The organism is Metabacillus sp. Hm71 (assembly GCF_051842955.2).
Taxonomy (GTDB): Bacteria; Bacillota; Bacilli; order Bacillales; family Bacillaceae; genus Metabacillus.
On sequence record NZ_CM200278.1, the window covers coordinates 2,701,590 to 2,714,156 of the forward strand.

Annotated in this window: 12 protein-coding genes and 1 pseudogene; 9 read left to right on the plus strand and 4 right to left on the minus strand. The window is 35.6% G+C overall.

What is annotated here, in order from left to right; genetic code table 11:
• Positions 1 to 293: 293 nt before the first annotated feature.
• Complete coding sequence (locus ACSVDH_RS13145) at positions 294 to 1,940, plus strand: recombinase family protein (protein ID WP_439249774.1); 1,647 nt, start codon at positions 294 to 296, stop codon at positions 1,938 to 1,940.
• Positions 1,909 to 2,340, plus strand: a pseudogene (locus tag ACSVDH_RS13150) (stage V sporulation protein K); the annotation flags it as partial. The gene ACSVDH_RS13145 and the pseudogene ACSVDH_RS13150, both read left to right, overlap by 32 nt.
• Positions 2,341 to 2,451: 111 nt before the next feature.
• Here ACSVDH_RS13150 and ACSVDH_RS13155 read toward each other — a convergent pair.
• Positions 2,452 to 2,790 (minus strand): hypothetical protein, encoded by a 339-nt coding sequence (locus tag ACSVDH_RS13155; RefSeq protein WP_439249775.1) that lies wholly within the window; start codon positions 2,788 to 2,790, stop codon positions 2,452 to 2,454.
• A gap of 361 nt (positions 2,791 to 3,151) precedes the next feature.
• On the opposite strand from ACSVDH_RS13155, the gene ACSVDH_RS13160 reads away from it, so the two are divergent.
• Positions 3,152 to 3,490 carry a hypothetical protein gene (locus ACSVDH_RS13160; RefSeq protein ID WP_439249776.1) on the plus strand — a complete coding sequence of 113 codons (339 nt, stop codon included), beginning with the start codon at positions 3,152 to 3,154 and terminating at the stop codon, positions 3,488 to 3,490.
• A 42-nt stretch (positions 3,491 to 3,532) separates the two neighbouring features.
• On the opposite strand, the gene ACSVDH_RS13165 is transcribed toward ACSVDH_RS13160, so the two are convergent.
• Positions 3,533 to 4,162 (minus strand): trimeric intracellular cation channel family protein, encoded by a 630-nt coding sequence (locus ACSVDH_RS13165; RefSeq protein WP_439249777.1) that lies wholly within the window; start codon positions 4,160 to 4,162, stop codon positions 3,533 to 3,535.
• 275 nt (positions 4,163 to 4,437) lie between these two features.
• On the opposite strand from ACSVDH_RS13165, the gene hflX reads away from it, so the two are divergent.
• The 4 genes from hflX to glnA all read left to right on the plus strand — a co-directional run bounded on the left by hflX (position 4,438) and on the right by glnA (position 8,821).
• Complete coding sequence (gene hflX / locus ACSVDH_RS13170; RefSeq protein WP_439249802.1) at positions 4,438 to 5,658, plus strand: GTPase HflX; 1,221 nt, start codon at positions 4,438 to 4,440, stop codon at positions 5,656 to 5,658.
• Positions 5,651 to 6,925: a methionine gamma-lyase family protein gene (locus ACSVDH_RS13175; protein WP_439249778.1), complete on the plus strand. Its 1,275-nt coding sequence runs from the start codon at positions 5,651 to 5,653 to the stop codon at positions 6,923 to 6,925. The genes hflX and ACSVDH_RS13175 overlap by 8 nt, the downstream gene beginning before the upstream one ends.
• A gap of 102 nt (positions 6,926 to 7,027) precedes the next feature.
• Positions 7,028 to 7,432 (plus strand): MerR family transcriptional regulator, encoded by a 405-nt coding sequence (locus tag ACSVDH_RS13180; RefSeq protein ID WP_299092222.1) that lies wholly within the window; start codon positions 7,028 to 7,030, stop codon positions 7,430 to 7,432.
• Between the two features lie 54 nt (positions 7,433 to 7,486).
• A complete protein-coding gene (gene glnA / locus ACSVDH_RS13185) occupies positions 7,487 to 8,821 on the plus strand; it encodes a type I glutamate--ammonia ligase (protein ID WP_299092223.1) in 1,335 nt (444 codons plus the stop codon).
• A gap of 59 nt (positions 8,822 to 8,880) precedes the next feature.
• Here the strand turns inward: glnA and ACSVDH_RS13190 are convergent.
• A protein-coding gene (locus ACSVDH_RS13190) for an IS3 family transposase (RefSeq protein ID WP_518618176.1) occupies positions 8,881 to 10,235 on the minus strand; the annotation gives its coding sequence in 2 pieces (ribosomal slippage) (positions 8,881 to 9,782 and positions 9,782 to 10,235; 1,356 coding nt in all).
• A 477-nt stretch (positions 10,236 to 10,712) separates the two neighbouring features.
• Positions 10,713 to 11,336, minus strand: coding sequence for a transcriptional repressor LexA (gene lexA / locus ACSVDH_RS13195; RefSeq protein ID WP_299092224.1), 624 nt, complete (start codon positions 11,334 to 11,336; stop codon positions 10,713 to 10,715).
• Between the two features lie 157 nt (positions 11,337 to 11,493).
• On the opposite strand from lexA, the gene yneA reads away from it, so the two are divergent.
• Together yneA and ACSVDH_RS13205 are read left to right on the plus strand one after the other, a co-directional pair.
• Complete coding sequence (gene yneA, locus ACSVDH_RS13200; RefSeq protein WP_299092225.1) at positions 11,494 to 11,805, plus strand: cell division suppressor protein YneA; 312 nt, start codon at positions 11,494 to 11,496, stop codon at positions 11,803 to 11,805.
• A gap of 58 nt (positions 11,806 to 11,863) precedes the next feature.
• Entirely contained in the window at positions 11,864 to 12,520 is a 657-nt protein-coding gene (locus ACSVDH_RS13205; RefSeq protein WP_299092226.1) for a YneB family resolvase-like protein, read from the plus strand.
• Positions 12,521 to 12,567 lie beyond the last annotated feature (47 nt).

Genomic DNA, 12,567 nt, shown 5'->3' on the forward strand with positions numbered 1-12,567 from the left:
TTCCCACATAGAGATATAACATACGGAACAACAATGAGGTGATACACATAGAACAAAAAAGAAAGGTGAAAACACAGCACAAAAGTGATTTTAGGGTTGTAATCAGAGATAGCAATGAAGATAAGGAAGAATTCAATACAATAATGAACAGTGAAAGATTTAAGGAAATCTTTAAACAGATAATAATTAAATATTCGTGAATATTGACCACCATTAATTGATAGAAAACAGTTGATGGTGGTATACTTTTTTATAGACATAAAAAACAAAACATTCTAATTGAGGTGTAGTAATTGATTGTATTAAAGGGAGAAGAAAGATTAGATGCCGAAGAAGTAATGAATTTAGTTGGTAAAATAAATGGATTAATATATGCTCGTGTATCAACTACTGACCAGGCCAAGAAAGGTTACTCATTAGAATCTCAAATTGATAAATGTAAAGAGCGAGCCAAAACTAAGTTCGGAATGAAAGAGGATGAGTTAATCGTATTAGTGGAAGCAGGAGGTATGGGTGACGATCCTAATAGACCTGCATTAAACTATGCTCTTTATTTACTTGAAAAAGGATTAGGTAAAAAGTTGATTGTTTTACATCCAGACAGATTGACTCGTGACAATACATTACAGGGTATCGTTTCGAGGAAGATATGGAATCTTGGCGTAGATATTGACTTTATTGAATTTGAGGTAGACCCTAATAATCCTGAATCAATGCTCATGTACAATATCCAAGGCTCCATAGCGCAATACAATAAAGCTAAGATACTAGCAAACTCTAAACGTGGCAGAATACAAAAAGCCAAGAAGGGTGAAATCTCAAGCTTTAAAAGACTGTATGGATATAACTTCAACAAAGAAACGGATAAGTTGGAAATTAATAAAGAAGAAAAAGAAGTCATCTTAGAAATGGTTGATATGTTACTTAAACAAGATATGAGTTGTACACAAATAGCAAAGGAATTGTCAAAACGTGGTGTGGATGCGCCAAATGGAAACGTATGGTATCAGACTACAGTTTCAAGAATACTTAAAAATGAAGATTACTTAGGAACATTCTATTTTGGTCGTACGCAAGTCGTACAGTTAAATGGTAAAAAGAAGCAAGTTCCTAGAAGCAGGGAAGAGTGGATACCAATTAAAATTCCTCAAATTATTGATGAGATAACCCACGAAAAAATATTACTTAGAATTGAAAATCTAAGTAGGACATCAAAAGGAAGAAAGTCAAGAGACTATTTACTCAAGGGGAAGGCTAGATGTGGAAGATGTGGAGGAGCTGCTGGTTCTGGTATCACATCAAAAACTAAAACGGGTATTTATAAATATTACTCATGTAGAAATAAAAATGTAAGAGGATTTGCAGATGGAGAGAAATATGTGAATTGCCAAGGTAAGAATTGGAGAGTTGATCTTGTAGATGAAGTTGTATGGGATTGGTTAAAGAAGAGGATAGAAAATCCTGAACATTTACTCAAAGAGATATTTGCTGAGATGAACGATATGAAAAAGATATCCAAACTTAAAGAAAAGCAAATAAAAATTGAAGCTGATATTAAAGAGAAAGAAGCAGAGGAATTAAATTATGTCATGTTGTTTGGTAAAGGCAAAATCAATGAAACACAATTTGATGCACTAGTTAATCCACTAAAAGAACAGATCTCATATCTTAATGAAGAATTTAAAATCATTAATGGTCAAATTGCAAATGTTGAGAATAGCATTGACGAGATAGAAGTTATGAAGGGGTATTTAACAACATATCAAAATGCTATCCAAAATGATGTATTAGTAATGAATGAGAAACGTGCAATCTTGGATTTATTTGTGGAAAAGGTTTTGCTTCACGAAGATGACAAGATTGAAATTGTATGGAAGTGGGAGAACGAGTCAGAAGATAGACATAAAAATACAAACCATCTTCAAACATATGGAGGATAAACAGCATGATTTTGTCTTAATTCTTGCCGGATATCCTAGGGAAATGGAAAACTTTTTATCTCTTAACCCAGGCTTACTGTCAAGATTTCCAATTGTAGTTGATTTTCCGGATTATTCTGTGGATGATTTAATGGAGATATCCTCAAGAATGCTAGCAGAGAGAGAATATCAATTTAATGAGGATGCAACTGTCAAACTAAGAGAACATCTCATGAGTGTGAAAGCAATCACACATCCAGCAAAATTTAGTAATGGCCGGTATGTTCGAAATATTATAGAAAAATCTATCCGTTCGCAAGCGATGCGATTATTACTTACAGACAAATATAAACGTGACGATCTCTTAACAATCAAAGGTCAAGATTTAGTTTTAACAGATGAAAAGGCAAATTCACAATAATATAAAATTGAGGCTGTCTTAATAATTTGGGATTGGGCCCAAATTTTAAAGACAGCCTCATTTAATTGAATCAAGTATGTGAAAAAAGATACAATCTAATTAGAGTCTTAGCTATTTTTCATTTGGTGGATATCTGCGATATGGTTGTGTATCCACAAATGATTGATCTGAAGGTTGATCTGTTATTTGACCTGGTTGTTGTTGTATATGACCGCCATTTTCTTTTTCTTCAGGAGGATCTTCAAGCTTTGAAGAAGGGGGGGTTTTTGCATTAAAGAAACCTTTTCCATTTTCTGGGTTAGAAATAATCCCCAATGCTGCTAATATTCCTAAAATCCCGGTAACATATGTTTCCCAGCGAGTTAAATCAATTTGATAGCCAAGATCTTCTAAAACCATATATAAAACAGATGCAATAGACACCCATAATCCGTAATTTTTCCATTTCATTGATTCTTTCACACCTTTCAAAAAGGATCAATCTTTTTTTACACTTTAAGAAAGTATAAATTGCCAGCGAAGAAGGGAATTCGACGTAGTGGCCAATTTTAAGTATAAAGTATAAGCGCAACTACGCATCACGCTTCGCCTTTCATGCTCGCTGAGTCGGCGAGTTTTCTTTATCATATTCTGTATAACTAAAAACAGTGAACCGATTATTGATCAAATTGCATAAAGATGTAGAGTTATATATAAATAGCATGAAAACTGTTAACTTCATTCGAAAAAAGCTATAGAAAATCAAACTGAAAACGCTTTCAATACAACCGAAACGATGTTAAAATACAAGGTATAAGAAGGAGTGATCAGGATGAGTGATAACAAATTATTTTTAGAAGAGCTTAAATATCTTGTTGAAAATGAATTGTCACTTAATGAATATGTAATTGATCAATTAGAAGAAAGATTTGAAAAAAATCCGTTTTTAATCACACAGCTTTATCAAATTTTAGCAAAAAACAAAAAAATCTTACCATTTTTTAATGATATAGAAGCAACAATTTATGATTATATTGTCAGTGAGGAAATGGCAAATGAAAAAACGTACTATGGAGCTACCAAGTACGTCGCAGAACTGTTTGATACAACGCAAACGTATATTAAATGCAAAGTAAATCAATCGCGATATTCATTGCAAAAAATTAGTTAATCTTAAAGAAAGAAACACGATAGAGGATGCGTGTTTCTTTCTTTAAGCTTTAAATGTTTTGTCTTTTGCTGGAGTCTTCAAGCTACGATTAGGCAAATGCCAATTAAACGTATAGGATAAAACTCTAAGTATAACAATAGCAATGAATAAAACATATAATTCAGCAGGTTGTTCAACAACATCAAAGCCTATAAGAATGCCAGCAATGATTGCCCAAAACGCATAAATTTCTGAGCGAAGCACTAGCGGCTTTCTGCCAGCAAGCAAGTCCCTGACAATACCGCCGCCACTTCCCGTTAACACAGCAGCCACAACGACTGCACTAGTAGGATGTCCCATGTTATCTGCATAGAGTGCACCTTGTATCGCAAATGCAGATAGCCCGATCGCATCCGTTAGGTTCCCCCATATATGCCAATGCTTTAATAAGCGTTGTGGAAAAAGAAAGACGATCGTCATCGCAAAAAGTGCGATATGAAAAAGCGTGCTTTGTTCCCATAATTCTGTTACAGAAACCCCTATTAATAAGTTCCGAATGGCACCGCCGCCAAAAGCTGTAACGATCCCTAATATATAAACTCCTAAAATATCATATTCTTCTTCCATCGCAATAATGGCTCCACTTATTGCAAACGCAATTGTTCCAATAATACTTAAAACTTCCCAAGTCATTACTTAATATCCCCCAAGTTAGTTCAAGCTTAATAGTCGAACTTGATTTTAAAGCTCAAAATTGGAAAGGTCAATGGTTTTTCTCTTTAAATTATTGAAGTTTTACGAAATGGCTTAAAGATAAATGATAATAATATAGAAAGGATTAGAGAAATATCCAAATGTTTGATATGATTAGATTGCTAAAATGCAAAAAAAGGACTGGTTTATTATTGAATAGTACAGTTGATCATTTAAAAGAAAAAGTAATTTTAGTTGGTTGTCAGCTTCAAGAAATGCTTGATGATCATTTTCAATATTCCATGGAAGAGCTTGCCTCACTTACGAAGACTGCAAACGGTGAGGTGCTTACAAGTATCCTACAAAAAAGAGAACGCCCACACCCGGCCACTTACATAGGAAAAGGAAAGGTTGATGAGCTTTTAAATCTTGTTAAGGAGCTTGAACCAGACCTTGTTATTTTTAATGATGAGCTTTCTCCAAGTCAACTTAGAAATTTATCATCAACTTTGGATGTTAGAATCATTGATAGAACACAGTTAATTTTAGATATATTTGCACAACGCGCAAAATCAAAAGAAGGTAAGCTTCAAGTTGAGTTGGCGCAGCTTCAATATTTATTGCCTAGACTTATGGGGCAAGGGATCGCCTTATCACGCCAGGGCGGAGGGATCGGAACAAGAGGACCTGGTGAAACACAGCTTGAAACAGATCGTCGGCATATTCGAAATCGGATTCATGAAATTAAACAACAGCTTGCTACAGTTGTTCGGCATCGAAACAGATATCGTGAGCGCCGCAAAAAAAATCAAGCATTCCAAATTGCGCTTGTAGGCTATACGAATGCAGGGAAATCAACAATTTTTAATCGCTTAACAACAGCTGAGAGTTTTGAAGAAAATTTATTGTTCGCAACATTGTATCCCATGACACGAAAAGTATTATTACCATCTCATTATCAAGCATTGCTAACAGATACGGTTGGTTTTATTCAGGACCTTCCTACAACATTGGTTGCTGCTTTTCGTTCAACGCTTGAAGAAGTAAAAGAAGCAAATTTAATCCTGCATGTAGTTGATAGTTCAAATGAAGATTATGCCAATCACGAGCAAACGGTTTATAAGCTCCTTGAGCAGTTAGATATAACAGATATTCCTGTTTTAACGGTTTACAATAAGAAAGATATCTCATTGAATTCGTTTGTCCCATCACCGAAAGAGGATTATATTCAAATTACAGCATTTTCAAAGGAAGATTTACATAAATTGATGACACATGTTGAGAAATTTGTTAAGGATGGAATGAATTTTTATAATGTTAGAATTCCTGCGAGTGAAGGCAGATTCATTTCACAATTAAAAACAGAGTCATTAGTTAACAAGCTTATTTTTAATGAGCATGATGAATTATACGAAATTGAAGGTTATGTTCTTCCAACACATTCCATTAATGGACAGCTAGAGAAGTACAATGGAGAGGGTAAGAATAATGTTTAATTATTTAAAACATGGAGCTGTGCTTGCACCGCTAGTAGAAGTTGTAGAAAATAAGATCAAGCACGTGCATGAAGATATTGAAAGAAGGAGTGAAGCAAATCAATTCAGAATCCTTCAAAGCTTTCAAAAGTACCGTGTAAGTGATTCGCATTTTAATCCAACTACTGGTTATGGCTATGACGATAGCGGCAGGGATACTTTAGAAGAAATTTATGCAGATGTTTTTGGCGGGGAAGCAGCGCTTGTTAGACCACAGATTATTTCCGGTACTCATGCGATATCAATAGCCTTATTTGGGGTTCTAAGGCCAGGGGATGAACTCATTTATATAACTGGAAAGCCTTATGATACCCTTGAGGAAATCGTTGGGATAAGGGGAAAAGGAGTCGGTTCATTAAAAGAATTCGGAATTGGTTACCAAACCGTTGATTTGTGCGAGGATGGTACTGTCGATTTTGAGGCAGTGAAACATGCAATAACAAATAAAACGAAAATGATTGGTATTCAGCGATCAAAAGGTTATGCCACTCGTCCATCTTTTACCGTTTCTGAAATAAAAGAAATGATTGATTTTGTTAAATCTTTAAAAGAAGATATTGTCATTTTTGTTGATAATTGCTATGGTGAGTTTGTAGAAGAATTAGAGCCATGTCATGTTGGTGCCGATTTAATAGCTGGATCCTTAATAAAAAATCCAGGTGGAGGAATTGCAAAAACAGGTGGTTATATTGTCGGGAAAAAAGCATTAGTTGAAGCATGCTCATACAGGATGACATCTCCGGGAATTGGAGCAGAAGCAGGTGCTTCCCTATATAGTTTACAAGAAATGTACCAAGGTTTCTTTTTAGCACCTCATGTAGTGGGACAAGCCTTAAAAGGGGCAATTTTCACAGCTGCTTTTTTAGAAGAGCTTGGGATGAAGACGAATCCATCCTGGAATACTCCGCGAACAGATTTAATTCAGTCTGTACAATTCGGTGACCCAAAGCTGATGGTTGCTTTCTGCCAAGCTATACAATATGCATCACCTATCAATTCGCATGTTACCCCATATCCAAGCTATATGCCTGGTTATGAAGATGATGTGATTATGGCTGCCGGGACATTCATTCAAGGTGCAAGTATTGAATTGTCAGCAGATGGACCACTAAGGGCACCATATGTTGCATATGTTCAAGGCGGACTTACATATTCCCATGTGAAAATAGCGATCTGCTCGGCCGTTGATTCGTTAATCGAACAAGACTTAATCACGATAAATGAATAATAATGATCAAAATGGCATCTAATGTTAGAATTTCTTACAATATATTGACATATAATATGACATGGTTTATAATTAGATTAGTAAACAAAAGGAGCGAATAACATGAGTGATAATATACGACGCTCAATGCCCCTATTTCCTATTGGAATTGTTATGCAGCTGACAGACCTATCTGCAAGACAAATCCGATACTATGAAGAGAATGAATTGATTTTTCCGGCGAGAACGGAAAGCAATCGACGACTCTTTTCGTTTAATGATGTAGATAAGTTATTAGAGATTCGTAACTTAATTGAACAAGGTGTAAATTTAGCTGGTATCAAACAAATATTTTCCCGTAAAGAAAATACGAATAATGAAGTCCAGCAAGAGCAACCTAAAACGGTTGAGAAGCCTGACCTCAGTGACGCGGAATTGCGCAAACTGTTAAAGTCAGAACTAATGCAAGCAGGCCGCTTCAATCGACCTACGTTAAGACATGGTGATATGTCAAGATTTTTCCATTAATTATAAGTAATTTTTATTTATAATAAATATTGTCTGTATGAGAGGAGATTTTCAATGTCTAAATATTCAAGAGAAGATATTCTGAGTTTAGTTAAAGAAAACAATGTTAAGTATATCCGTTTACAATTCACTGATATTCTTGGAACAATTAAAAACGTTGAAATCCCAGTAAGTCAGCTTGATAAAGCATTAGACAACAAAATGATGTTTGACGGTTCTTCAATTGAAGGGTTTGTACGTATTGAAGAATCTGATATGTATTTATATCCAGATCTAGATACATTTGTTATTTTTCCTTGGACAGCGGAAAAAGGAAAGGTTGCCCGTTTTATTTGTGATATTTACAATCCTGATGGCACTCCATTTGCTGGTGACCCGCGTAATAACTTACGACGCATTCTTTCTGAAATGGAAGAACTTGGGTTTACTGATTTCAACTTAGGGCCTGAACCAGAATTCTTCTTATTTAAATTAGATGAAAAAGGCGAGCCAACTTTAGAATTAAACGATAATGGCGGTTACTTCGATTTAGCACCAACTGATCTAGGTGAAAACTGCCGTCGTGATATCGTGCTCGAGCTTGAAGAAATGGGCTTTGAAATTGAAGCATCTCACCATGAAGTTGCACCAGGACAACATGAAATTGACTTTAAATATGCTGGCGCAATCAAAGCATGTGATGATATTCAAACATTTAAACTTGTTGTTAAAACGATTGCTCGCAAACATGGTTTACATGCTACATTCATGCCAAAACCATTATTTGGTGTTAACGGATCTGGTATGCACTGTAACTTGTCATTATTCCGTAATGGTGAAAATGCGTTTTTAGATACTAGTGCAGATCTTCAATTAAGTGAAACAGCTAAACAGTTTATTGCAGGTATTATCAAACATGCACCAGCATTTACTGCAGTAACAAATCCAACTGTAAACTCATACAAACGTCTAGTACCAGGCTATGAAGCACCATGTTATGTAGCATGGTCTGCCCAAAACAGAAGTCCATTAATTCGTATTCCAGCATCTCGCGGCTTAAGCACTCGTGTTGAAGTACGCAGTGTTGACCCTGCAGCAAATCCTTACTTAGCAATGAGCGTCCTTTTAGCTGCTGGTCTTGACGGTATTAAAAATAAACTTGAAGCACCAAAACCAATCGATCGCAACATTTATGTGATGTCTAAAGAAGAGCGTATTGAAAATGGAATCGTTGATTTACCAGCAACTCTTGCTCAAGCATTAGATTTATTAAAAGCAGACAGCACGATGAAGCATGCTTTAGGTGAGCACTTATTTGAGCATTTCATCGAAGCAAAAGAAATCGAGTGGGATATGTTCAGAACACAAGTTCACCCATGGGAAAGAGAACAATACATGTCAATGTATTAATATGATAAAAACCCTTGTCACTTTGAAGTGACCCCTAAAAGTTAGACACGGTTATTTCATTAGGCAACTTGGGTAAAATGAGTTCGGTATTGCACCGGACTCATTTTTAATTTTGCCTTTATTCGCTTTGTATTGTAGTAATCGATGTATTTTTCTAATTCTATTTTAAAATGCTCTACACTCTCAAATTCTCTTATGTAGAGGAACTCAGATTTCATAATTCCAAAGAAGTTCTCCATAACAGAGTTGTCGTAACAGTTTCCTTTACGAGACATACTTTGGACTATCCCTCTGGATTCAAGTGCGTGACGATATTTCTTCATTTGATAATGCCAGCCTTGATCGGAATGCAGAAGTAGCTGGTGGATATCAGGTAAACGTTCGAAAGCCTTCTCCAACATATTTGAAACAAGAGAATAGGTTGGTCTAGAACCAATTGTGTACGTGATTATCTCCCCATTAAATAAATCTAAGACAGGCGAAAAATAAAGTTTCTCACCGAATATCTTAAATTCTGTAATGTCTGTTACCCACTTTTCATTTGGGGTATTTGCCGTAAAATGGCGGTCTAAAATATTTGGCGCTATTTTACCGACCGAACCTTTATAAGATTTGTATTTTTTCATTCGTACGATACACTTTAACCCTAGTTCTTTCATAATCCGTTGAACCTTCTTGTGATTCACTTTTTGCCCACGATTCGCAAGTTCATCACGAATACGGCGATAGCCATAACGCCCTTCATGTTCTTCATAAATTGCCTTTATTTCCACTTTTAGATCAGCATCTGGATCTAGACGATTCATACGTTCCACTAAATCATAGTAAGTGCTACGTGGAATGCCAGCGAGTTTTACGAGTGCTTTCACCGGATATTTATGCCTTAATTCATAGACTACTTGCGCTTTGTCTTGTTTGGTGATTTTTTCTTGTTTTGAACTAAGGCATTCAACTTTTTTAAATACTCGTTTTCCATTTCAAGTTGTTTAATACGTGATTCCAGTGCCTCGACAGACCCTTCAAGTGGTGTGGATTTAGTTTGTTTTTTCGTATCTTTTTTCATGGATGGACGCCCCTTTATCTTTGATTGAAGGGCATCTAATCCTTGTGTTTCAAATTGCTTTTTCCAAACAAGTATTGTGGATGGAGCAGCTATATTAAAGATAGCCGCTGTTTCCATTATGGACGTACCGTGTTCAATCATATAATTTAGTACGTCTAGTTTAAACTGTTGGGTGTAATTTGTATATAATTTTACGAATGCTTCTACACCATTGTATTCATATTGTTTGACCCATTTAAGAAGTGCTTTATTATCAGTTCCCAAAGATTTAGCTAATTCATATGAACTCTCATTTCCATTTAAATAACGTTGAACTGCTTGTAATTTATCTTCTGCAGAAAATTTAGCCATAAAAAACTGCACCTCCAACTGTTAGATGGTGTCTAACAATTGGGGTGCAGTTCACTTTTTGTGGCAAGGGTTTTTTGCTGGGGTGAAGCAGAAGTTTAAATCTAGTAAAGTTCCCAAGGATATTTTTTGATCAATCGATTTGATGTTCTCCTTAAAAGACAAAAAATAACGTATGAATTTTTCACACGTCATTTTTTGGATCTTTTTAATGTTTAAGAAATAAAATTTTGTACTTAGTTTTAGTGTCTAGCTCGAGCCGAATGCTTAGCGCCTTGCGCTTTTTAATTATATCAGAATTTATATATTTTCTTAACATGGCTTGCGTTTCTGAATCTAGCTCCAGGCGCCATCGGCTCTAGGGTCTAGTCAAACAGGAATTGAAGGTAAAGAACACCTACTATTCCTGTTCGCTTATGCTTGTCGCCGATAGGCAGGCGCCTTGCGCTTTTTTCATTATTCAGCATTTCAGAAAGCTTATTAATGAATTGTACGGTATACACCTATTACCTTACCTAATATGCTGACATTTCGTAATATAATAGGCTCCATAGTGGAATTTTCGGGTTGTAAGCGGATGTAATCTTTCTCTTTAAAGAATCGTTTACAGGTTGCTTCATCTTCCTCGGTCATGGCGACAACGATATCGCCATTGTTAGCGGTTTGCTGCTGTCTAACGATTACCATATCCCCATCAAGTATACCGGCCTCTATCATACTCTCTCCCATTATTTCAAGCATGAATACAGAATCATCGTCATTTATATACCGGTCAGGGAGTGGAAAGTATTCTTCAACATTTTCAATAGCTGTTATAGGTAAACCTGCTGTTACCTTACCGATGACCGGAACATTTACAACCTTACTTTTAGGAATATGAATTGTTTCTTCTTCTTCCAATATTTCAATAGCCCTAGGTTTTGTCGGGTCACGGCGAATCAGGCCCTTTGATTCCAATCTAGCTAAGTGACCATGAACAGTTGAGCTTGAAGCAAGACCGACTGCTTCACCTATTTCCCGAACTGAAGGAGGATAGCCCTTCTTTTGAACCTCATCTTTTATAAAGCTTAATATATCCTGTTGTCTTTTTGATAGTTTCGTCATCCTCTGTTACACCTCGGATTCCTGTAATATATGTTTATTATAGCATCATTTACCTTTTTATACAAACGTAAGTTCGAAAAAAATAGTTGACCGGAACAATTGTTCGTACTATACTAAAGTTAATAATACGAACAAATATTCTTATGAGGTGGAAAAAATGAAAAAAGAAACAATCTTTTATATTCTAGCTTTCTTCGTTGTTTTCATAGCTGTTACTGGAGCTCTATCATTTTCGGGTAGTAATAATCGACTGGATAACTTTCATCAAGTTAAAATAGAAGAGGGAGATAGCTTGTGGAGTTTAGCTGAACAATTCCATGAGAATGCTAATATTTCAAAACAAGAATTTGTTGAATGGGTACAGGAGAAAAATGATATTTATTCTAGCACTATTAAGCCAGGGGATTTAGTCGTTGTACCAGTAGAAAAAGAAGAATATTATCAAATTGAACAGATTGCTAGCGAATAATATTTGATTACATGACTTGTTAAAGTGAAAAAGATTGGAAACAGTAGGGTGATAGGGATTGAAAGCAATTATATACTGCAGAGTAAGTACAGACAAAGAAACTCAGGATACTTCTATCGAAAGGCAAAGAGAAGAGTTGGAACAACTGGCAGCATTACATAAAATAGAAGTTGTAAAAATTATTGAAGAACGGCAGAGCGGATATGACATAGACCGGGATGGAATCATTGAAGCACTTGCATTAATAAAGGATAAACAAGCTAGTGTTCTTCTGGTTCAAGATGATACCCGTCTAGGTCGAGGGCATGCTAAAATAGCTCTTTTACATGAAATAAGAAAATTAGGGGCAAAGGTATTTACCCTAAATGAGCAAGGAGAACCTGAATTATCTGAAACCGATTTAATGGTTTTAAATATCCTTTCAGCGGTGGAAGAATTTCAACGAAAGCTTGTTAACTATAAAATTAAAAGAGGAATGAATCGGGCAATTGAAAACGGATATCGACCTCAGGATAACTTATCAAATTTAGATCAAGGCGGGGGAAGAGAAAAAATCGATGTTCCCATTGAGGAAATCATAAAACTGCGCAGTAAAAACCTTACTTTTCATGAGATTGCAGCAACTCTAAGAGGGGTTGGGTATCATGTAAGTAAAGCTACGGTTCATAGAAGGTATAAAGAATATATCGAAGGTGTAAACAGCAACAAGGAATAATAATTCAGTTATGTTTTAAACAATTTGAAAGGTCAAACGGTTGTCAT